Origin of the sequence: Phocaeicola coprocola (genome assembly GCF_041333015.1) — a bacterium.
In the GTDB taxonomy this organism is placed as follows: domain Bacteria; phylum Bacteroidota; class Bacteroidia; order Bacteroidales; family Bacteroidaceae; genus Phocaeicola; species Phocaeicola coprocola.
Genome location: NZ_JBGKGM010000001.1, coordinates 1102181 through 1124495, shown reverse-complemented (window position 1 = coordinate 1124495; position 22315 = coordinate 1102181). Strand labels below are relative to the sequence as shown.

Genomic DNA, 22315 nt, shown 5'->3' with positions numbered 1-22315 from the left:
TGCAAGATATTATTATTCTTATTTCTTTTTATGCTCTTCTAAAAAACGAGCAACACCCTGACGGACCGAATCCAGTCCAAATTCTTCCGGACGAACCTGATCCAAAGGCATCCAAAACGAATCGGCCACATCATCCATTGCCAGCAATTTGCTATCATCTGCCACCCGGCATAGAAAAAACAAATCGAGGGTATGTACCAGAAAACCAGAATACAAATACGTATTAGGAAGCGAAAACAAATAAGTTGCCTCTACAACCTGTAAACCGGTTTCTTCACGAACTTCACGTGCAACACCCTCCTCTCCAGTTTCTGCCATATCGATAAAGCCTCCCGAAAGGTCGAGTGTTCCCTTTGCCGGCTCTTTTCCTCTCCGGCATACCAAAAGTTCATTTCTAGCATTCAAAATAAAAGCAACCGTAGCGGCACTTGAATTAAAATAATAAGTAAAACCGCAGTCGGCACATTTTTTTGCTTTCTCATTTCTTATCTCGAAATGAGAGGATCCGCACTTGGGACAATATTTAAACAAATCCAGCGGGTGCATATCTTAAAAGATTTATAATATTTAACTCTACAAAGATAGGATAAATGAAAACACAACAGGGGAAGTTAACACAAAAAAATATATAAGTAAGGTATTCACCTGAGAAAGGAGTGATAAACATCCGTCTGCAAAAGTAAAAAGCTGTCAAAAAACTATCTATATTTGCCAGTCAAATTATAAAAAGAGAGAATCATGTTGGAACGAGATTACATTATGCGGTTAATCAGACAGTTTTTCGAAGCTTTGGAAAAATTAAAAGAAGAGAAAGCCGAAAAACAATCATCAACTCTTCAGCTGGAAATCCATAGCATGTATCGTGCCTATTTTCACCAGCCTGAAAGTTTTTTTTACGAACAAGATGCCGAATTCATCCTTCATTACCTCCAAACGGAATTTCCCAAGCAGGAATTCCTTCAACGGATAGAGATGCTCTCCGAACTGCTATGTTATGACGCTTCCATAAAAAGCTCTGCCAAAGAGAAAAAAGAACTATACCGTAAGGCACTGTATACGATGGAATACCTGGATACACATAGTGATACTTTTTCCTTCGAAAGAAGACGAAAAATGGGCGAAATCAAAGCAGAAGTAGACGAATAGCTAATATTTTCTGTTCTTTTCTGTAAAAAAAACATGTTTTTTATCGGCTTTTATAAGACTTATAAAAAAGTTTTCCTATATTTGCTTACAAAATGATAATATAGATTGCTTATTATGGAAAAAATTGATAACCTAGACAAACAGATTCTGGAAATTATTTCGCAGAATGCTCGTATTCCGTTTAAAGACGTTGCTGCCGACTGCGGTGTTTCACGTGCAGCCATTCATCAACGTGTACAGCGATTGATCGACTTGGGAGTTATCATTGGTTCGGGTTACCACGTAAATCCCAAAAGCCTGGGATATAGCACTTGTACATATGTAGGAATCAAGCTGGAAAAAGGTTCCATGTACAAAAGCGTAGTAGCCGAACTCGAAAAAATTCCTGAAATTGTAGAATGCCATTTTACTACCGGTCCGTACACAATGCTGACTAAGCTATATTCAACAGATAACGAGCATCTGATGGAATTGCTGAACTCCAGAATTCAGGAAATTCCCGGTGTGACTGCAACGGAAACCCTGATTTCACTCGAGCAGAGCATTAAGAAGGAAATTCCTATCCGCAAAGAAAAATAAGGATGGACTGGCTTGCAACTCTCCATTTTGAAGGAATAGTAATAGGCATATGTACTTTTCTAATAATAGGACTGTTTCATCCTATTGTAGTTAAAGCCGAATACTATTGGGGAACACGTTGCTGGTGGTGGTTCCTGCTGCTAGGCATTGCAGGTATCATTGGTTCGGTACTTATCGGTGACATATTGATATCGACATTACTGGGCGTATTCTCTTTTTCTTCTTTCTGGACCATCAAAGAAATATTCGAGCAGCGAGAACGGGTGCTGAAGGGATGGTTTCCCATGAACCCTAAACGTAAACATGAATACGAATCCCGATCTTGAAATTCTGCATCAGAAAACTATTTTATAATCACAGATTCCATTGGTTTAATTAATACTTGCATTAACGGACCAATGGAATCTGTGATTTTTATTATATCTTTATTGTTCCCGATCAATGCGGGTTATATTCCTGCAAAGGCAGTTCTCCTCTCAATGCTCCAAGTGCATTCATGGCCAAAGCTCCCATCTCATCCTCACCAGGAATAACTACAATACGAGCAATGCCTTCCAGCCATTCACGAAGTAAAGCTACACAATATTTGTTGTTGGCGATTCCTCCGGTCAGAATAACAGCATCTGTCTGTCCGTGTAAGGCAACATGCATCGCTCCTACCTGCTTGGCTACTGTATAAATCATAGACTCCAGCACCAGTTTATGTTTTTTATCGCCGGCATTTGCCCATCGTACAATAGTAGGTACGTCGGTTGTACCCAGATGAGCCAACAAGCCTCCTCTGCCATTCAGCATTTTACGAATTTCCTGATAAGTATATTTGCCGCTGAAGCACAAATCTACCAGTTGCCTGGCCGGAATTGTACCTGCACGTTCCGGGCTGAAAGGTCCTTCCCCGTTCAGCGCATTATTTACGTCAATCACTTTTCCGTAATGATGCGCACTGACAGAGATTCCTCCTCCCAGATGTACAACTATCAGATTAAGCTCCTCGTATTTTTTGCCAATCCGGGCTGCATAATTACGAGAAACCGCCCGACTGTTCAACGCATGGAAAATAGAGATACGAGGAATCTCCGGAATACCGGTCAGCCTGGCTACATCACACAGTTCGTCGGTGACTACCGGATCTGCAATAAAAGCAGGACATCCTGCCGAAGCAGCCAGTTCATCTGCTATCAGAGCTGCCAGATTGGAAGCGTGTTCCATATCAGCATGCCACAAATCGTGCTTGATACGCTCATTTATCCGATATACCCCACCGGGAGTAGGCTTCAGTAATCCCCCGCGGGCAATGATAGCATCGAAGCACAAGGGAATTCCAGCCTCCCGCAAAGCTTCTGTAACATGCAAGCGACGATATTCATATTGCTCATTAATATGATGAAAAACCGACAAGTCTTTTGCAGAATGAAATACACTTTTTCTCCAGACCTGTTCATTATCCTCGTAAACAGCCAGTTTGGTAGAAGTAGAACCGGGGTTGATCACTAGTATTTTCATATAATATCAATATTAATCGTTTTGATTACCAGCCATGCATGCCAATGCAAGACTATAAAATTTAGAATTTCCCGAGTCGCTCCGCGAAGGTACAACTACCGGAGCTATTGTCCCTGTAAGCATGCCTGCCATGTTCGCATCACCAAAAAGTGACAGTGTTTTATAAAAAGTATTGCCCGACTCGATATTCGGAAAAATCATAATATCGGCATTCCCGATGACCGGCGAACTTAATCCTTTTATCTCACCACTATGACGGTCGCAGGCAGTCTTGGCATCCATAGGTCCGTCTACAAAGACAGAACCGAATCGACCTAGCTGAGCTTCTTCTTTCAACTGTACATAGTCCAACGTATGCGGAAATTTTTCATTGACTTTTTCTGAACAATGTATTAATGCCACACGAGGCTGGTCATTGCCTAGCTTACGGCATATGGCAATATCGTTTGCTATCATTGCACGAAACTGCAACAGTCCCGGCCGAGGAATGACAGCCGCATCAGAAAAGAGCAGTAATTTATGATACAGTGGAATCTGTGCTACGGCAACATGGCTCAGCACCCCTCCCGGAGGTAACAATCCCTTCTCCTTTTTCAACACTGCACGCAGCAGATTGTCTGTATTAATAAGTCCTTTCATCAGGATATCAGCCTCCCCCGTACGTACCAGCTCTACAGCAAGCGCAGCTGCTTCATCGGGAGTGGAAGTTATATAAACACGGACAAAATCGGGAGAGGCAGCACGCAAGTTATGAGCGATTTCAACATGAGCTTCATCGGTAACCAGCAGATATTCGGCTATTTCCTCCCTTAAACTACGGATAATGACATATTCTGTATGAGGGTCATTGGGACATACCACAGCAACCCGCCGACGGATACCAAGCGAACGCAAATTATTCACCAGCTGAGTTAGGGTTCTAATCAATTCCATACCATTAGATTTTTAGCAAATATGAAAAATAAATCTGAATTTATCTCTATATTTGCTTGGTTTCTACGAAATATTTAACTTATGAAAACGTTTCAAACATTTGACATCGAAGCGGAATACGATGCGCTCCATAACCGATTTCCCAACCATAAAGATGCACCTGTAATAGGAATTACCGGGAATTTCAGTGAAGGAAATTTAACACTTGCTCCTGGATATTATACTTCCATTCTGAAAGCGGGAGGTACTCCTTTCATTATTCCCCCTTTCGAAAATACTGACATTCTGATAAGCCTTCTCGATAGTTTAGACGGCCTTCTACTGACAGGAGGAGCAGATATAAATCCCTTATTCCTGAAAGAAGAGCCAGTAAAAGAATTACACAACATCAATCCTTTCCGCGATCGTCAGGAACTACTTCTTACGCGACTTGCAGCCAACCGCCAGATTCCGATACTAGGCATTTGCCGTGGAATGCAAGTCATGAACGTAGCACTTGGCGGAAGTATCTATCAGGACATTCATGTACAGATGGAGGGCAAGCGTATCAAGCACAGCCAGGATATGGACAGAGCTTTCGCCTCACACACCATACAAATAGAACATGATAGTCTGCTGGCACGAATCATGAAAACAACTTCGCTGCCGGTCAATTCATTCCATCATCAGGCAATAAACGAAGCTGCTCCGGGATTCCGTATTTCAGCACGAGCTGCCGATCAGGTAGCAGAAGCCATAGAAAGTACTGAATACAAATCGATGCTGGGCGTACAATGGCATCCGGAGTGTTTCATTCTGAATGGTGATGAATACATGATGCCACTGTTCGAATGGTTATTGCAAGAAGCAACTTCCTTCCGTACAGCCAAGCAGATGCATCGCCGTATACTGACTCTGGACACTCACTGTGACACGCCGATGTTTTTCGGACAAGACATTAATTTTGCTACACGAGATGCCAAAATAAAAGTCGATCTACACAAAATGGCCGAAGGACGGCAGGATGCTACTATCATGGTTGCTTATCTGGCACAAAAAGAACGTACTGACGAAGCCTTACTTGCCGCTACAGCCAAAGCCGACCAGTTGCTGAACGAAATAGAGCGTATGGTAGCGATGAACTGCACCGCAGTAGATATTGCTTACACTCCAGCCGATCTATACCGTCTGAAACGAGAAGGGAAAAAGGCCATTATGCTAGGAATAGAAAATGGATATGCTATCGGAAAAGATTTGACGAATGTAGAACGCTTCCGCAACCGGGGAGTTGTTTACATGACACTTTGCCACAACGGAAATAATGATATCTGCGGTTCGGCACGATATAATGACGAATACATCGGAGTAACTCCTTTCGGCGAACAGGTTATCCGGGAGATGAACCGCATTGGTATGATGGTGGATCTCTCGCATGCGGGAGAACAGACCTTCTACGATACACTAGACATAAGCAGCAAGCCAGTGGTATGTTCACACTCTTCGAGCCGTGCATTATGTGACCACCCACGAAATCTGACGGATGAGCAGCTGAAAGCTATTGCCCGTAAAGGAGGTGTCGTACAAGTTTGTCTGTATAGTGGCTTCTTGCGTACAGATGCTCCTGCTACAATCTGCGATGCAATCGAACATCTGCATCATATGGTCAACATCATGGGCATAGAGCATGTAGGCATCGGAACCGACTTCGACGGCGACGGGGGAATTATCGGTTGTAATGATTCTTCGGAACTGATCAATCTGACACGCCGTATGTTATACGAACGTTACAGCGAGAACGATCTCCGATTGATTTGGGGAGGCAACTTCCTGAGAGTAATGGAGGAGGTACAAAAACAAGATTAGTTCCTCATTATCAGATCATTCTGATAGTCTCGAAAAACATGCTGATGCCTTCGAAAAAATATGCTGATATTTTCCGGAAAACATCAGCATGTTTTTTTATTTTTTGTACAAATTTTACGGTCCTCTCGATAATGTTTTTTTCAGAACCTTTTCAAGAAGTTTTTAATGAAACGTATACTTTTTCAAAAAGCAGCGTTACTAAAAGAAAAAAACAGTAGAAGGGACTCATGAAATTAACAAAAAGTATTTTATTGACAAGCTGCTTCTTCCTGCTATGTGCCTGTGGAGAATACAAACTAGAATCGGAAGAAAATGAAACAGTTCAGGATGAACAGACGGAAGCACGGTACACCTTACAGCTAAATGTGACTAGCCGTAACAATGCAAAAATCAATTATCCACTCTCACTTTTTCTGTTCGACGACGAAAACAACTGTGTAGTACGTGAAACGATTCCTACAGAAGAAAGTGAATTCAGTTCTTCCATATCTAAAGGAAAGTATACACTCATCCTGCTATCTGGCCTCAACGAGAATGATCATTCGTATCCGCTGGAGATTATTCCCGACAGTTATATCAGTCTCAAGACAGACAACTGCTCGGAAGAGCCTCTGCAAATAGGAAAAGCCAGTGTAAACCTCACTCAATCAACTCGAATTACAGTCATTCTTTCGTATGCAGTAGCCTCACTCAATTTCACCCTCAACGGTATTCCTCAAGATGTAACAGCTACCGAAGTAAAGGTCTCACCGGTAAGCTCTGCTGTTTCATTCAACGGAGATTATAAAAACGACAAACAACAATGTGTTATTCCCTGCCGGAAAGAAGGAAGCCAATGGGTCAGCGATGCAACGTATGTGTTCCCTAACGAAAGTTCGCAGACTCATCTGTCTATCAATCTTCAGTCTTCACAAGGAAATGAAGCTTACGGCTATACATATCAGGCAACACTGAAGGCTGGCTATCCATATCATTTCACGGGAAACTATAAAGGTGGAGTAACACTCGACGGAGAATTTCAGGCGGAAGGATGGCAACCGGAAATAGACTGTGAATTCGGCTTCGATGAGATTTTACCCGATGAGGGAGAAGATGACGGTAATGATGAAGGGACAAATGACGGCAATTCGGGAAATACCGGAGGAGAAGACAGTTCTGGTGACAATGACACGGAATATGACACATTCATCGTATCCGAAATGCCTGGTGCAGATAGTATATGGGGATATTTTTATGTCTGGCAGACTACCAGTATTTCCTCTACCGAAGCGGAAGCTATCATCATCGCCCCGGAACAATGGTATACATTGGCCGCAGATGCTCTGGATTTGCTGGATACTTATTCAGAAGACGGCATAGAAGGATGGAGAATGTTTACAACGGAAGAAGCTACAGCGTTCCGGAACCAATTTCAGGGATCGGTCAGTGAACTGAATGAATTTATCAGTGAATACGGACTTGCATTCTTTAAATATAGCGACGGAGCACGTTACTTATGCAACAATGCACAGTCTACTTTCAGCTTTGCCAACAATCGTATAATAGATGCAGGAAGAACTGTAAAATACTACCTCAGACCTGTAAAAAAAGTAAGATTTAAGCTGAAATAGCTTTCCAACTTCTTTATATATAAACAAGGTGTAAGAAAATAGGACGTATCACTCCAATATTCTTACACCTTGTTTATATCCGATTAAATGATATGCTGCTTTTCCAATTCTTCAGCGACATTCTCCAATTCGGCATACCATGCTTCGCCAAATTTTCTTATCAATGGTTCTTTCAAGAACTTGTAAACCGGTACATTTTCTTTCTTTCCCAATAAAACCGCAGCCTTGCATACATCCCAGCGATGATAATTCACTGCCTTATAAGGTCCGTAATCGCCTACACGAATAGGATATAAATGACACGATACTGGCTTGTAAAAATTACAGCGGCCTTCACGATAGGCTTTCTCTATTGCACAATAACAATAGCCTTTATCATCGTAACAAGTAAACACACAGTCTTTGCCATTCACGATAGAAGTAACCAGATCTCCCTCCGAATCGGTATAGACGACTCCCTGCTTATCGATTACCGCACGAGCTTCCGGAGAAAGTTCGTCCCATATAACAGGAAGTACCTCTTCCAGCTTTTCTACTTCTTCCAGCTCTACAGGAGCACCAGCATCTCCTTCAATGCAGCACTCTCCCTTACAGGCATCGAGATTACAAACAAACTTCTCACGAAATACATCCAAACTGACTATTACATCATCTATCTGTACCATTTTCTTTTTATCTATATCGGTTAGTCATTAATGCTGCAAAATTACAAAAAAGTATGGTAAAGAAGCAAATAGCAGAATTATAACAGTCACAACCAAGATTTTTCAACAAAGAAATATACCTAAAAGTAGGTATTGCCCGTACGGTAAGAGAAGCGTACCTTTGTATTGTAATAATTACAAATTTAAAAATAATCAACTAAAAACATATAAATTATGACTACAATTATCAACTCTAGAGTACCTGAATTTAAGGTACAGGCTTTTCACAATGGTCAGTTCATTACAGTATCAAACGAAGACATCAAAGGTAAATGGGCTATTTTCTTTTTCTATCCTGCCGATTTTACCTTTGTTTGCCCGACCGAGCTGGTAGATATGGCAGAGAAATACGAACAGTTTAAAGCAATGGGTGTGGAAGTTTATTCTGTAAGTACCGATTCACACTTTGTACATAAGGCATGGCATGATGCATCCGAAAGTATCCGTAAAATACAGTATCCGATGCTTGCCGATCCGACAGGAGCTTTATCACGTGCATTTGGAGTAATGATTGAAGAAGATGGAATGGCATACAGAGGTACATTTGTTGTGAATCCGGAAGGCCTTATCAAACTAGTAGAAATACAGGACAACAGTATCGGACGAAATGCTGATGAACTATTGAGAAAGGTAGAAGCAGCTCAGTTTGTAGCTTCTCACGACGGTGAGGTATGTCCTGCTAAGTGGAAAAAAGGTAAGGAAACATTGAAGCCAAGCATCGATCTGGTAGGTAAAATCTGATAATGAAAGGGAGGACTGTTTATGTTGGATACAGCGTTTAAAGAACAACTAAGACAGATTTTTGCCGGACTGGAAGCTGACTATGTATTCGACATTGCAGTACATCCTCAGCATGAGAGCCGCAATGAACTGATTGAGTTACTCGAAGATACAGCATCGTGTTCGGATAAAATATCGTGTACCGTCCGCGAAAGCGAAGGACTGGAGTTCCGGATTTTAAGAAATGGAGAAGACTTGCGTATCTGTTTTCAGGCAGTGCCCAACGGACATGAATTCAGTTCACTGCTGCTCGCAGTGCTGAATGCTGATGGCAAAGGGAAAAATCTTCCCGACGATGCTACCCGACGGAGAATTGAATGTCTGCAAGGAAATGCTACGGTAACAACTTATATGTCACTTTCTTGTACAAACTGTCCGGACGTAGTACAAGCGATCAATGTAATGACGCTGCTTAACCCTCGGCTCTCACACCGTATCGTAGACGGGGCATTACATGAAAATGAGGTTCAACAACTCAAGATTCAGGCAGTTCCTTCTGTCTGGTTGAATGGAGAATCCATACATGTAGGACGCAGTAACCTGGGAGAACTGCTGGATAAGCTGGAAAGTAAAATGGGAACTGACTCTTCTTCTCAACCTACAACAGAAGAGCGACACTTTGATGTATTGGTAGCAGGAGGGGGTCCCGCCGGTGTTTCTGCTGCCATTTATTCAGCACGAAAAGGGCTGAAGGTCGGACTGGTTGCCGGACGCATAGGAGGTCAGGTAAACGAAACAGTAGGAATCGAAAACGTAACTTCCATTCCTTACACCACTGGAAAAAACCTATCTTCCGATTTACGGACCCATCTGTCGCATTATGAAAACATCACAATATGTGACAACCGCCAGATAGAATCATTCTCCTTGCAGGGCAGTGATAAGCAATTGACCGTTAAAGGTGGAGAAAAATTTCTTGCACCCGCTCTAATTATCGCTACCGGAGCTTCCTGGCGTAAACTGAATGTGCCGGGAGAAAGCGAATATATCGGTCGTGGAGTAGCCTTCTGTCCGCATTGCGACGGTCCTTTCTACAAAGGAAAACATGTAGCCGTAATCGGTGGAGGAAATTCCGGAGTAGAAGCGGCTATCGATTTGGCAGGTATCTGTGCAAAAGTGACCGTGCTGGAATTTATGGATACACTGAAGGCCGACCAAGTGTTGCAGGATAAATTACGTTCACTGGAGAATGTCGAGGTTTCTACTTCGATACAGACCCTCGAAGTACAAGGCAACGGAGAGGCTATGACTGCGTTGCGCATCAAGAACCGCCTGGATGAAACAGAAAGCATATTACCGCTTGATGGTGTTTTTGTTCAGATCGGGCTCGCAGCAAACAGCCAGCCTTTCGCCGGAGAGCTGGATACCAACCGCATGGGAGAAATCTTAACCGACAGAAACTGTCGTACAGCCATACCTGGTGTTTATGCAGCCGGCGACGTGTCCGACGTAGCATATAAACAAATTATCATATCGATGGGTGAAGGAGCTAAGGCTGCCCTTTCTGCCTTTGAAGACAGAATAAAAGGTATTTGCTAATATTAAAGTGAGTCTGGTATAAAATGCAAGATCTGTCAGTAAGAATCTACTTACAGTTTCCTGATTTTATATCAGACTCGCCTTATTTATCATTTCAAGTTCCTATTACTCTTTTCTTGTTCCACACTATTACTTATCAGAAGCTCATACACATCTCTTGCTTCTGCCTCTTTCAGACTTCTCACTTTGAATGAAGTTCCATTTGTAGAAATAATAAGATTTACCCGGTGAAAGAAAGGAGTGAATGGCGTTTGTTTAAGACTTACAAACTCAACATTCGTATATTTAATGTAGTTTCTGATATCGGCCAACTTACCGTTGTTTATTTCAAGATAATCCTCTTTTAAGGTGATGCTGCTTCTGCAAGCGGCCAGAATTCCTTTTACTAAAGATATGAGCATATATACCACAGGTACTGCCAGCCATGAGTATAATTCGTAATAATATAATACGATGCAGACAATCAGCGAAACAGGGATATCAAACCTGACAGTATACCCTATAACCCCTTTACCGGATTTCGCAGATATTATACACTGCGAAGACACATAATCTTTGCCTAGCCACCAGTTCAGAAAATGTTCGGAAGTGTTCGATCCGTATATTTTCACATCACTCTCATTATCTTTTTGGGTTGCATTGAAGGCTTGCTTCAGCATAATCGTACAACAGCCCAGGTATTTTTCTATAATATTTTGTTTTACGTAAACTGTACAAACCTTATCGTACGAAAACCGACTGCTGAAACGAGTAAACAAACCACTCTCGAAAGACAACTGAGCTTTGTCTATCTGTACCTCCATATTGTAATACTGCATAAATACGTTCACAATCCACAATATCATTATGACAAGATATAATACGATAAAGCATATGACAAATACCGTTACCGACAAAGAAGCATAATCGGCATGTTCATTGACATAATCGATGAAGAGATTCAATATTCTATCGCTTGCCGAAAGTACTTTATCGTAAAATGTAAACAGAATACCCAGCAACACAATCATTCCCCGGAAATGATTCTGACAGAAGACCCCTTTTATCAGATTCAGATTACTCAGTTTCAGCGTGTATTTATTAGCAACAGGCTTTGCTTCTCGGATTACACAATTCTCTTCCGTCGGCTGTTTATCCTCCTCCGGCATTTGTTCCTGCTGTTCGATCCTTTCAATCAGGGCGTCCCAGTCCTTATAATCCAAAATGAGTTCTACTTCCGCTGCTTTGGACGCAAGTGTATCGAACGAAACACCTTTCATATCGAGCAGACGGTACATAAAGCCTCGTCGGGTTCTCAACGACTGTATTTTTTGCAACGGTATGACTGTTTCTTTCTTAAGAAATCCGTAAATAAAAATCAGATTTCCGTTTTTAATATAATACTTCTTGTAGTAATAACTGATAAATGCCGTCACTACAGAGAATACCAGATAACAGATAAACAGAAACAACAACATCTCCATTGTTTCCATAAGGGAACGCTGCCTGCCGGAATTGAACAGCTTGATAATAGCCCAAATAAGAAATGGACCGGCATAACTCAATAATTCCTTTACCAACAGGATGATAAAGGCACTCTTACTCATTCTGCGCGGTACAGAGAAGTCAGATCGTTCCATGTTGTATGTACTCCATTATGATTATTTTCATTTCGTCTGCTCTCGCTTTCGTCAGTCCCGGGATAACTGTTTCAGCCTCAAACTGTGCTCCGTTGACTATAGCTATCGAATACAGACCGAAAATCTTGCTGATAGGATTCTGCTGTATACTCACTTGCTGTACCTTACACAAAGGAATCGTCACAATAGTAGGGAAAAAGAGTCCGGACCGGTAGGTGATATCGTGCTCACGGAAAGCAAACCCTTTATAGGCATATGCCTTGGGTAGAAGAATCAGATTGATAATAGCTGAACAAAGCAGCAAACCTTCCATACCGGCAACAATGAAAGTACGATAGGATAATTTTTCTACCAAAAGGATGAACAACACAAGAAGCATCATACCGATATACGTCAATACAGTTCCTACGACCTGCACGTTGATGTATTTCTTTTCCAGAGATTCGTATGTAAGATTTTCTACTCTATGAATATTCTCAAAATTCAATTGTCGATTCGTCATAGCATATTTATATAAGTTCGATTTAAGATTGGAGCAACCTGTTAATTACTAAAATCATAAAGCTATCAAAACTGGCAATATCAATATAACAGGAAAAACAATTGCTCCTATTTTCAAAGTATAAAATTATGGAATTTTATTGTATCACAAAAGATTATTGCAAGGAGTTTTGTCGTACAACAAAGAAAACAGACACGAAAAAAGGCTCTGAAGACCTGAGCTGAGAAAAGAACATATAGATGTATCAATCAAAAAAAGGGAATAATCCAGTGAGATTATTCCCTTTTGATATAAAAAAGTATTTTATTACTTAATCAAATCTTTACCTGACATTTCAGCAGGCTGAGGCATTCCCATGATGTGCAGAATAGAAGGAGCAACATCAGCAAGTACACCGTTTTCTACTTTAGCATCCTTGTTTGCAGTTACATAAACAAACGGAACCGGATTCAAAGAGTGTGCTGTATTTGGAGTTCCATCTTCATTCAGTGCATGGTCTGCATTACCGTGGTCAGCAATGATGATAACTTCATAATCATTAGCTTTGGCAGCTTCTACAGTATCTTTCACGCAGTCGTCAATAGCTTTTACAGCTTTTTCGATAGCTTCATAAATACCAGTATGTCCTACCATATCACCGTTAGCATAGTTTACTACGATGAAATCGTACTTCTGAGTATTGATAGCTTCAACCAGTTTATCTTTCACTTCGTAAGCACTCATTTCAGGTTTCAAGTCGTAAGTAGCAACTTTCGGGCTCGGAACCAAGATACGATCTTCGTTATCGTACGGAGTTTCACGTCCACCGTTGAAGAAGAATGTTACGTGAGCATATTTTTCTGTTTCAGCAATGTGGAGCTGAGTCTTTCCATTGGCAGCCAGATATTCGCCCAATGTATTCTGTACATTTTCCTTATCGAACAGGATATGAACACCCTTGAAAGATGCATCATACGGAGTCATACAGTAATACTGCAATCCCGGAATAGTCTTCATACCTGCTTCAGGCATATCCTGCTGAGTCAATACAATAGTCAATTCCTTTGCACGGTCGTTACGATAGTTGAAGAAGATAACTACATCACCTTCCTTGATAGTACCATCGAAGTTTGCATTAACGATAGGTTTGATAAATTCATCAGTTACACCTTCGTCGTAAGATTCCTGCATAGCCTGAACCATATCAGTAGCTTTCTTTCCAATACCGTTTACCAACAGGCTGTAAGCTTCTTTTACACGTTCCCAACGTTTGTCACGGTCCATTGCATAGAAACGACCAACAATAGAAGCAATCTTACCAGCAGACTGTGCACAATGAGCTGTCAGTTCTTCGATAAATCCTTTACCACTCTTCGGGTCTGTATCACGACCATCCATGAAGCAGTGGATAAATGTATTTTCCAGTCCGTATTCTTTAGCAATGTCGCACAATTTGAACAAGTGATCCAATGAAGAGTGTACACCACCATTTGAAGTCAATCCCATGAAATGGATATTCTTTCCATGTTCCTTAGCATATGAGAAGGCTGAAACAACTTCTTTGTTTTGCATGATGCTACCGTCGGCACAAGCACGATTGATCTTCACCAAGTCCTGATAAACGATACGTCCTGCACCGATGTTCAAGTGACCTACTTCAGAGTTACCCATCTGGCCATCAGGCAAACCAACATTTTCACCGCTAGCCTGCAACTGTGAATGAGGATATTCTGCCAGCAAACTGTCCCAATACGGAGTAGGAGTGTTAAAGATCACATCATCTTTCTTGTGGTCGCCACATCCCCAACCATCAAGAATCATTAAAAGAGCTTTCTTAGCCATAATATTATTTTGTTTAAAAGTTGATATATCGAGTGTATGCTTTACAACATGCAAAAATACAAAATATCCCTCGTATTAAGCATAAGTTTTCACTCTTTTTATGTATCGTCCCAACTGAATATATCCCCTGATAAACAGAACCGTCAATAAAAACAAATCCCCCTTTCTATCTTCACACAGACTGAGAGGGGGAATAATCAAAATAAAAAACAGGTATTTCTACAATTCTACTTCCTGTATAAAGATTTCACCAAATCGATTCTTTACTTCAATTTTTATTTTTTTTGCTTGTTTAGAAGGACATGCCCGGAACAAATGACGGGTATGATAGCCAGTACGCTTGCCCTTCTTCATTGTCAGATAATCCTGGTCTTCGTCATCGAATTGCTGCATGGCACCTTTCAGCACTCCGTCTTCATACCAGTTTACAGTATAGGCTATATCCCAATCCCAAATATTGGCAACGACATATTGTTTCTGAGTTTCAAATTCGCCAGGCTTATATACACGGAACTGGTAGTCGGCCGGACGTCCGGTTGCCTTATAACGCCATTTCACATCATCACCTTTCACTGTTACAACCAGATAACCGTTTGGTGCTCCACAGCGGTTGACATGGCCTGCCCACCAGGCTCCACACGCAGCCCCGATATTATGCTCATAGATTCCGGCAGCAGGCAGTGTATTTTCATAATAATGTGTATGCCCTGAAAAGATATGAACTTTATAAGGTCGTAAGATACGGAATAAGGCATTGGCATTTCTTACATTATCACCCCCTTCAACCGTCGTATTCGCTACCGGAGCATGAATATTCAAAAAGACAGTTGTTCCTTCTGGTACATAACTTAAATCTTTTTTCAACCATTCAAGCTGCTCTTCGGTAAAACGTTCTACATACTTTTTCTTTCCTTCGTAATCTGTACTCTTCATTGCTATGACGTGTACCTTACCTATATTGAAAGAATAATTTGTTGGTCCGAATATCTCATAATAGTTCTTCTCTCCATATCCGTTTCCAGGATCTGCCGTACGTTCCATATCCGAATACAGTAAATTGAAATCATGGTTACCCATAACCTGAAACATAGTCAATCCCAAGTTGGATACAATTTTCCGGTAAGGAGCATACAAATCCATAGCATCCCATACCAGATCGCCCAATCCCATACCTACAACTTCTAAAGATTTCAGAGAATCGGCAGTATGAATCAAATCGGGAACGGTTTCTTTACGGAATCTATCCAACTGTGCTTCATTTTTAGCCTGAGGATCTGAAATAGGAATAAATACAAAATCATCGGTCTGTTTACTACGTTTCTGAAGAATAAAATCACAACGATTCTCCACTTTTGAAGTATCCTGATAGTGATAAAAGCCATCAGCCACTCCTTCCTTCTCGGGAAGAACATAATCAGCAGGAGTAGAAATATAAACCATTGGCTGACGGAACGGATCAGTATCCAACATATATATACCTTGTCTATCAGTAGCTGTCACATGCTTTCCATCTGTTACAACGACTCCTGCAATCGGATTGCCTTGAGTATCTTTCACAGTACCTGTTACCACCGCCTTATTTCCGGCAGCTTGCATCGTAATGTGGCAAAGCAGAGCCGCTATACCCAACCATTGTCTATACATTTTTTTCATATACTTACATCTGATTTATTGTTTGGGCAAAATAACGGAAACCATTTTAAGAATATACGACAGTACGTTTAATATAGGACGACAAAGGTGTTTCACCTCTATTACATCACTACAAATTATTAACAGCCTGTTGATAACTTCAAAGTTTTCAACAGGCTGTTAATAAATACTGGTTAATATAACCGTTTCTCTTTTTAAAAATCGAAGGAGAGTTGTCCGTCTCCCAGTAAATTATATGTCATCCGGTGGTAAGGAGTGGTCCCATAACGGGCAATCGCTTCCCGATGCTTCTTTGTCGGATAACCTTTATTCTTCTGCCAGTCATATAAAGGATACTCTTCTGCAAGCCGGTTCATATAGTCGTCACGATAAGTTTTTGCCAAAATAGAAGCAGCCGCAATCGACAGATACTTACCATCTCCCTTAACTACAGTCGTGTGAGGAAGATCCTCGTATTTATTGAATCGGTTTCCGTCAATCAGCAAATGTTGCGGACGTACCTTCAACTGGTCTATCGCACGATGCATTGCCAGAAAAGAAGCATTCAGAATGTTTATTTTATCGATTTCCTGAGGTGTCACTACCCCTACAGCCCATGCTATTGCATCCCTTTCTATCACTTCCCGAAGTGCATATCGCTGATGCTCTGTAAGCTTTTTGGAATCGTTCAGCTGCTGGTTCTCATAATCGGAAGGCAGGATTACTGCTGCCGCATACACGGCTCCAGCCAGACAACCACGTCCGGCTTCATCACATCCGGCTTCAATCAGGTCTTTATGCAAATAAGGCAATAACATATACGTCGTTTTATTTTCGGGGTGCAAAGGTACGGCTTTTTGAAGGAATTACGTATCTATTTTATTTCTAAGTTATCAATAACTTATCTACTATGATTGTTAATATTCCGTTTTTCATATCTTTTTTTTATGATTATAAGAGTTTTTATAACTTTGTAAAAATCAAAAAACAAAAATGAAAAACATCAGCTTTTATATAATAGGATTATTGTTCCTTTTTCTCCCCCAATTCATCCATGCCCAGACAACAGATACTGATGTCAACAGTTTCTTAGACAAGGCTGAGAAAGAATTGTATACGAATCCGCAACAAGCGGCATATTATGCAACAAAGGCACGAGCAATGGCAACCTCATCTTCTCAACAATCACAAGCATTCTATATTTATGCACAAGCTGAAAAATTACTTGGAGATTTCGACGGATGTATTCAAGCTTTATACGAAGCAGACGCATTAGTTTCCAAAAATGAGAATGACTTGAAAGGGCATATCTATAATTTAATGAGTGTAGGATACTGCAACTTGGGAGATTATACTAAAGCAATCAATCTAAGCGATAAAGCCATTTCACTGTTTAAAACGGAAAACGATTCCCTCAATTTAGCTTTATGCTATAACAACCGTGGTATCATACATACCTATATTAATGAATTTCAACAAGCGGAACGTTTCTTAAAACAAGCATTGGCCATTAACCGATCCTCAAAGAATCTTAAAAGCATAGCCAGTAATCTAAACAATTTATGTTTGTTCGAAGGTAATATAGAAGAACAGCTGGAATGGATAAATGAAGCAATCATTATCAACAAACACCTGAATGCGACATGGTCATTGGGAGAAAACTATAATAATCTAGGAAAACTTTATTATTATGCTCATAAATATCCACAAGCTATTGCTGCACTAGAGAAAGCCTATCAACTGGCCTTAAATATAGGAGCCAAAGGAGTTATATGTGACAATTACGAATATTCGGCATTAGTATATAGTGCCATAGGTGACTATCGGACTGCTTATGAAAAACAAACTTCACTGTATGCTTTAAGTAAAGAAATACAAAGTGAAAACAAACTTCGCACCGTAGAACAGCGCATTGCGCAGGAAAAGCTCCTGGCGCAACAGCAAAAAGAAGAGTTACAGCAACAAGAGTATAAAATCAGATTACTCCGACGCAATATCGTCACAATTCTGACTGTTGCTGCATTAGTGGCCATAATCGGTTTTCTACTACACCAGCGATTTAAACGTAAAAAGAAAATCCAGCTGCTTAATGCCCAATACCGAATAGAACAATCTGAACATGAAATAGCCAAACTCAAAATGCAAAAACAAAAGGCAGAGTTGGAAAATGTACAACATGCACTTGAAACCAGCAAACAAGAAACAACAAACTTTGCTGTATTCTTGCAAAGTCGTAATGAACTTCTGGACAAGATACAAGAGCAGGTGCGCCAAGGTTATCGGATGGAAAAGCAAGAATTAATCCCTCACCTAAAAAAGATCAATGCATTTATCAGCCAATATCAAGCCACCAACAAGAACAACAGCATGACACTACAGACAATAGACGAAAAAATGAAAGAATTTCTTGCTCACCTTACCGAACGCCATCCTAATTTGACGCAGGGAGAAAAGCATTTGGCAAGTCTATTACGTGTCAATTTGTCGACCAAAGAAATAGCTATGCTAACAGGAAACACACCAAAGACTATCAACATGAATCGTTATCGACTGCGTAAGGCATTAGGCTTATCCTCCGAAGAAGATCTTATCGCTTATATCCAGTCTATCTAAGTAAATCTCAAAATAAACTTATCTGATAAAAATCCCGGCAATAGTTACACAATAACCATTGCCGGGATTTTTACATTCTTAAACAAATTAAAACAACAGGAAGAGTAATCTGAACAGCAAGAAAAAGGATGTTTCTACGACTATTTTCCGTGACAATATCAAAATGCTCTTTTGTAGATATACAAGTAAAGCATATATTATTAATAATCAATACATTAGAATAACACGAGTAGACATAAAACAAGCGTAAAAATCCCTTATGTAGATACTTTGTAACAACAAAACATATTCACTTCAATGGCATTTTGAATATATTTGGATATCGAAAAAATCAGTTGACTAACCTTAACATAAACAAAAAACACAAATGAAAAAAGATGTTGTATCTAAAGTATGGCAGTTAATATTTCTGCTAGCTTTATCAATTCCGATGTCAGGATTTGCACAAGCAATCCAAGTGAAAGGAACGGTACTCGATGCATCAGGCATGACAGTTATCGGTGCCAGCGTATTAGAAAAAGGAACAACCAATGGAGTCATCACCGACATGGATGGTAACTTTGAATTAAGCGTGTCTCCTAAAGGTACTCTTGTTATTTCTTATGTAGGTTTCCAAACTCAGGAAATCGCAGTAAACAATCAACGCAATTTTAAAATTACACTTAAAGAAGATACAGAAGTTTTAGACGAAGTAGTCGTAGTAGGTTATGGTACAATGAAGAAAAGCGACATGACCGGAGCTATTTCATCAGTAGATGTTGACGAACTGACTAAGCGTACGACTACCAATCCGGCAGAAGCGCTGCAGGGAAAGATTGCCGGAGTCAATATCATGAAGTCGGGAGGTAATGCAGGAGCTGGAGTTTCTGTTAAGATTCGTGGTGTCAAATCATTCGGCGATAATGAACCTCTCTACATTATTGATGGATTCCCCGGTGATATCAACAGTGTAAACCCTGTCGATATTCAATCTATGGAAGTACTGAAAGACGGTGCAGCAGCTGCCATCTATGGTTCTGTAGCAGCAAACGGTGTAGTCATTATCACAACCAAGAACGGTAAAAAAGGTGAAACACACATTGATTTCAACACTTATCTGAGTATGACTACCGTAGCCAAACGTATGGAGTTCTTAAACGCAGAACAATATAAGTCTACTATCAAACAAATGTATATCAATGCAGGACGTGAAGACGAAATTCCTGCTTACTGTACAACCGACACAGGTGTAGACACTAACTGGCAAGACGAAATGATGCGCAACGGTCTTTCACAAAACTACATGTTCAGTGTACGTGGAGGTGGAGAAACAGCTCAATACTCTGTATCATATAATCATGCTGACGATAAAGGTATCTTCCTCGGAAACGATTTCCGTCAGGATAATGCGCGTATGAAACTCCACATGAGTAAATACATCTTTGATCTGGATGCTAACTTAGGCTTCCGCTATACAAAAAGTCATCAGCCGACTTATTCATTGAAAGAAGTCTACAACATTTCACCGCTTGTTCCGGTATACGATGAAAATGAAAAATATGGTTTCGGACTGACAGCCTCTCAGGGATTACCTTCGAACAATAACCCGATGGCAGACTATTACTATCAGGATGAAACAGAAAAAACATTCAGCACTACCGCAAATGTTTCTCTAGGTATTAAAATCACTTCATGGTTGAATTTCAAAACCAGCTACGCTTATCGTGGTAAACATTACCGTTACACTTTACATTATCCTGATTACATTTCAAATGCACAGCAAACACACTTATATCCTTACAACAGTGAATCTACTTATTATTGGGAAGAACAGACTATAGACAACATTTTAAACTTCAACAAGGAATTTGGCAAACACAGCCTGAACGCCATGATAGGTTCTTCTATCACTTCTACAAAAAATACTTCAAATGGTGTTGCAGTAGAAGGATTTGCAACCAGATATACAGTAGATAAAAACGGTAATTTGGTCAGCACCAACGAACCTTCAGGATTCCTGGATCCTAGTTTCGACACGATCGATGCAGGAAAAGGTGGTACATATACAGGAGAAGGAACAAAATACGAATATAACCGTGCCTCTTTCTTCGGACGTATCAACTATAACTTTGACAATCGCTATCTGATTCAGGCAACCATGCGTTACGACGGTTCTTCAAAATTCGGAAAGAACAACCGTTGGGGATGTTTCCCATCTATAGCATTAGGCTGGCGCATCAGTGAAGAAAAATTCTTCCCGAAGAATACATTTATCAATAACTTGAAGTTCCGCGTCAGCTGGGGACGTCTGGGTAATGAAAATGCATTAGGATATTACGATTTCCAGGCATTGATATCTTCTTACAATACTTATTACGGAGGTTACGTACAAGGTAGTGGAAGCAACCCATGGGCAGGTGCTGTTGCATGGAACATGGAGCGTAACGACTTGAAATGGGAAACAACAGATACCAAGAATATCGGATTCGACTACGCTATGTTCAATAACCGTCTGACTGGTAGCATCAACTACTATATCAACCAGACTGAAGATTTGCTGATTACCAAAAAACTTTCTCCGTCTGCCGGATATCAAAATCCGATTTTAAATGTCGGCAAAATCAGAAACAGAGGATTCGAATTAGAATTGAACTGGAACGACCGCATTAAAGACTTTGAATATGGCATCGGATTCAACCTCAGTACAACTCATAATGAAGTAATCAGCCTTGCAGATAAAGGTCAGGCTCTTTACTGTACAGGTCTGGTATATGGAACCGACTATACACCTGCTTATGCAACAGAAGGTAAGCCTATCAGTGCCTTCTACTTATATCGCACAGACGGTATTTTCCAGAGTGATGCTGAGGCAGCTGCATATGTAAATGCCAATGGTGAAAGACTTCAACCTAATGCTAAAGCCGGTGATATCCGTTTCAAGGATATCAATGGTGATGGAGTATTGGACGAAAACGACCGTGAATATTGTGGAACCGGTATTCCTAAAGTAGAAGCCAACCTGAACCTGACCGCAGGTTATAAAGGATTTGACCTGAGCCTTTTATTTGGAAGCGCATGGGGACATAAGCTGTTCAACGGTAACCGATATTTCTACGAAAGCATGCAGACACCGGGACAAATGCTGACCAGCGTGTTAGATGCATGGACACCGACAAATACGGATACAGACATGCCTCGTGCCGTATTGAACGATCCTAACAGAAACGCACGTGAATCTGACCGTTTCCTCGAAAACGGAAACTTTGTCCGCTTGCGTCAGGCTCAGCTCGGATATACCTTGCCGACAAATATCCTGAAGAAGGCATATATCGAAAAATTACGTTTCTATATCAGCGGTGAAAATCTGTTTACTATCACGAAGTATTCTGGAACAGATCCTGAATTCTCAAGAAGCAGTCCTCTGGATACAGGTATTGACAGTTACATTTTCCCATTTACCCGTTCATTTACAGTAGGAGCGCAATTAACATTCTAATACATACAAACTCAGCA

The 22315-nt window shown here is 40.7% G+C and carries 18 protein-coding genes; 9 read left to right on the top strand and 9 right to left on the bottom strand.

The annotated features are described in order from the left end of the window. Positions 1 to 18: 18 nt before the first annotated feature. Positions 19 to 546 (bottom strand): NUDIX hydrolase, encoded by a 528-nt coding sequence (locus ACDG22_RS04710; protein WP_118482909.1) that lies wholly within the window; start codon positions 544 to 546, stop codon positions 19 to 21. Between the two features lie 192 nt (positions 547 to 738). On the opposite strand from ACDG22_RS04710, the gene ACDG22_RS04705 reads away from it, so the two are divergent. The 3 genes from ACDG22_RS04705 to ACDG22_RS04695 all read left to right on the top strand — a co-directional run bounded on the left by ACDG22_RS04705 (position 739) and on the right by ACDG22_RS04695 (position 2051). Beyond that, entirely contained in the window at positions 739 to 1146 is a 408-nt protein-coding gene (locus ACDG22_RS04705) for a hypothetical protein (protein WP_270230280.1), read from the top strand. A gap of 114 nt (positions 1147 to 1260) precedes the next feature. Continuing rightward, positions 1261 to 1725: an Lrp/AsnC family transcriptional regulator gene (locus ACDG22_RS04700; protein WP_007568285.1), complete on the top strand. Its 465-nt coding sequence runs from the start codon at positions 1261 to 1263 to the stop codon at positions 1723 to 1725. Positions 1726 to 1727: 2 nt separating this feature from the next. Beyond that, positions 1728 to 2051: a DUF4491 family protein gene (locus ACDG22_RS04695; protein WP_007568284.1), complete on the top strand. Its 324-nt coding sequence runs from the start codon at positions 1728 to 1730 to the stop codon at positions 2049 to 2051. A 112-nt stretch (positions 2052 to 2163) separates the two neighbouring features. Here ACDG22_RS04695 and buk read toward each other — a convergent pair whose 3' ends face one another. Next, positions 2164 to 3228: a butyrate kinase gene (gene buk / locus ACDG22_RS04690; protein WP_007568283.1), complete on the bottom strand. Its 1065-nt coding sequence runs from the start codon at positions 3226 to 3228 to the stop codon at positions 2164 to 2166. A 12-nt stretch (positions 3229 to 3240) separates the two neighbouring features. Next, on the bottom strand, positions 3241 to 4161 hold the full coding sequence (locus tag ACDG22_RS04685; RefSeq protein ID WP_022125702.1) for a phosphate acyltransferase: 921 nt from the start codon (positions 4159 to 4161) through the stop codon (positions 3241 to 3243). 81 nt (positions 4162 to 4242) lie between these two features. Between ACDG22_RS04685 and ACDG22_RS04680 the strand changes: the two genes are divergently transcribed. Continuing rightward, positions 4243 to 6003 (top strand): gamma-glutamyl-gamma-aminobutyrate hydrolase family protein, encoded by a 1761-nt coding sequence (locus tag ACDG22_RS04680; protein WP_022125703.1) that lies wholly within the window; start codon positions 4243 to 4245, stop codon positions 6001 to 6003. A gap of 227 nt (positions 6004 to 6230) precedes the next feature. Then, entirely contained in the window at positions 6231 to 7613 is a 1383-nt protein-coding gene (locus ACDG22_RS04675; RefSeq protein WP_007568274.1) for a FimB/Mfa2 family fimbrial subunit, read from the top strand. 83 nt (positions 7614 to 7696) lie between these two features. On the opposite strand, the gene ACDG22_RS04670 is transcribed toward ACDG22_RS04675, so the two are convergent. Beyond that, positions 7697 to 8278, bottom strand: coding sequence for a DUF3109 family protein (locus ACDG22_RS04670; protein WP_007568272.1), 582 nt, complete (start codon positions 8276 to 8278; stop codon positions 7697 to 7699). A gap of 213 nt (positions 8279 to 8491) precedes the next feature. On the opposite strand from ACDG22_RS04670, the gene ahpC reads away from it, so the two are divergent. Both ahpC and ahpF read left to right on the top strand, forming a co-directional pair. Continuing rightward, the gene (gene ahpC, locus ACDG22_RS04665) at positions 8492 to 9058 is read left to right on the top strand and encodes an alkyl hydroperoxide reductase subunit C (RefSeq protein ID WP_007568270.1); all 567 of its coding nucleotides are present in this window, start codon (positions 8492 to 8494) and stop codon (positions 9056 to 9058) included. Between the two features lie 21 nt (positions 9059 to 9079). After that, positions 9080 to 10636 carry an alkyl hydroperoxide reductase subunit F gene (ahpF, locus tag ACDG22_RS04660; RefSeq protein WP_022125705.1) on the top strand — a complete coding sequence of 519 codons (1557 nt, stop codon included), beginning with the start codon at positions 9080 to 9082 and terminating at the stop codon, positions 10634 to 10636. A gap of 89 nt (positions 10637 to 10725) precedes the next feature. Here ahpF and ACDG22_RS04655 read toward each other — a convergent pair whose 3' ends face one another. The 5 genes from ACDG22_RS04655 to ACDG22_RS04635 form a co-directional block, all read right to left on the bottom strand. Then, entirely contained in the window at positions 10726 to 12255 is a 1530-nt protein-coding gene (locus tag ACDG22_RS04655) for a PH domain-containing protein (RefSeq protein WP_270672607.1), read from the bottom strand. Beyond that, entirely contained in the window at positions 12242 to 12757 is a 516-nt protein-coding gene (locus ACDG22_RS04650; RefSeq protein WP_270243486.1) for a PH domain-containing protein, read from the bottom strand. The genes ACDG22_RS04655 and ACDG22_RS04650 overlap by 14 nt, the downstream gene beginning before the upstream one ends. A gap of 306 nt (positions 12758 to 13063) precedes the next feature. Further along, positions 13064 to 14578: a 2,3-bisphosphoglycerate-independent phosphoglycerate mutase gene (gene gpmI, locus ACDG22_RS04645; RefSeq protein WP_007568260.1), complete on the bottom strand. Its 1515-nt coding sequence runs from the start codon at positions 14576 to 14578 to the stop codon at positions 13064 to 13066. Positions 14579 to 14797: 219 nt separating this feature from the next. Beyond that, the gene (locus ACDG22_RS04640; RefSeq protein WP_270230284.1) at positions 14798 to 16231 is read right to left on the bottom strand and encodes a calcineurin-like phosphoesterase C-terminal domain-containing protein; all 1434 of its coding nucleotides are present in this window, start codon (positions 16229 to 16231) and stop codon (positions 14798 to 14800) included. Between the two features lie 194 nt (positions 16232 to 16425). Next, positions 16426 to 17028, bottom strand: a complete 603-nt coding sequence (locus ACDG22_RS04635; protein WP_007568256.1) for a ribonuclease HII — start codon at positions 17026 to 17028, stop codon at positions 16426 to 16428. Positions 17029 to 17203: 175 nt separating this feature from the next. On the opposite strand from ACDG22_RS04635, the gene ACDG22_RS04630 reads away from it, so the two are divergent. Both ACDG22_RS04630 and ACDG22_RS04625 read left to right on the top strand, forming a co-directional pair. Continuing rightward, positions 17204 to 18823, top strand: coding sequence for a tetratricopeptide repeat protein (locus ACDG22_RS04630; protein ID WP_370858796.1), 1620 nt, complete (start codon positions 17204 to 17206; stop codon positions 18821 to 18823). A 367-nt stretch (positions 18824 to 19190) separates the two neighbouring features. Next, on the top strand, positions 19191 to 22298 hold the full coding sequence (locus tag ACDG22_RS04625) for a SusC/RagA family TonB-linked outer membrane protein (protein WP_022126270.1): 3108 nt from the start codon (positions 19191 to 19193) through the stop codon (positions 22296 to 22298). Positions 22299 to 22315 lie beyond the last annotated feature (17 nt).

Bases quoted from the DNA above. Each gene is read 5' to 3' on its own strand.
- ACDG22_RS04680 (WP_022125703.1), top strand. From the start codon at position 4,243: ATGAAAACGTTTCAAACATTTGACATCGAAGCGGAATACGATGCGCTC.
- ACDG22_RS04675 (WP_007568274.1), top strand. From the start codon at position 6,231: ATGAAATTAACAAAAAGTATTTTATTGACAAGCTGCTTCTTCCTGCTA.
- ACDG22_RS04635 (WP_007568256.1), bottom strand. From the start codon at position 17,028: ATGTTATTGCCTTATTTGCATAAAGACCTGATTGAAGCCGGATGTGAT.
- buk (WP_007568283.1), bottom strand. From the start codon at position 3,228: ATGAAAATACTAGTGATCAACCCCGGTTCTACTTCTACCAAACTGGCT.
- ACDG22_RS04695 (WP_007568284.1), top strand. From the start codon at position 1,728: ATGGACTGGCTTGCAACTCTCCATTTTGAAGGAATAGTAATAGGCATA.
- ahpF (WP_022125705.1), top strand. From the start codon at position 9,080: ATGTTGGATACAGCGTTTAAAGAACAACTAAGACAGATTTTTGCCGGA.
- ACDG22_RS04700 (WP_007568285.1), top strand. From the start codon at position 1,261: ATGGAAAAAATTGATAACCTAGACAAACAGATTCTGGAAATTATTTCG.
- ahpC (WP_007568270.1), top strand. From the start codon at position 8,492: ATGACTACAATTATCAACTCTAGAGTACCTGAATTTAAGGTACAGGCT.
- ACDG22_RS04630 (WP_370858796.1), top strand. From the start codon at position 17,204: ATGAAAAACATCAGCTTTTATATAATAGGATTATTGTTCCTTTTTCTC.
- ACDG22_RS04640 (WP_270230284.1), bottom strand. From the start codon at position 16,231: ATGAAAAAAATGTATAGACAATGGTTGGGTATAGCGGCTCTGCTTTGC.
- gpmI (WP_007568260.1), bottom strand. From the start codon at position 14,578: ATGGCTAAGAAAGCTCTTTTAATGATTCTTGATGGTTGGGGATGTGGC.
- ACDG22_RS04705 (WP_270230280.1), top strand. From the start codon at position 739: ATGTTGGAACGAGATTACATTATGCGGTTAATCAGACAGTTTTTCGAA.
- ACDG22_RS04650 (WP_270243486.1), bottom strand. From the start codon at position 12,757: ATGACGAATCGACAATTGAATTTTGAGAATATTCATAGAGTAGAAAAT.
- ACDG22_RS04625 (WP_022126270.1), top strand. From the start codon at position 19,191: ATGAAAAAAGATGTTGTATCTAAAGTATGGCAGTTAATATTTCTGCTA.
- ACDG22_RS04685 (WP_022125702.1), bottom strand. From the start codon at position 4,161: ATGGAATTGATTAGAACCCTAACTCAGCTGGTGAATAATTTGCGTTCG.
- ACDG22_RS04670 (WP_007568272.1), bottom strand. From the start codon at position 8,278: ATGGTACAGATAGATGATGTAATAGTCAGTTTGGATGTATTTCGTGAG.
- ACDG22_RS04655 (WP_270672607.1), bottom strand. From the start codon at position 12,255: ATGGAACGATCTGACTTCTCTGTACCGCGCAGAATGAGTAAGAGTGCC.
- ACDG22_RS04710 (WP_118482909.1), bottom strand. From the start codon at position 546: ATGCACCCGCTGGATTTGTTTAAATATTGTCCCAAGTGCGGATCCTCT.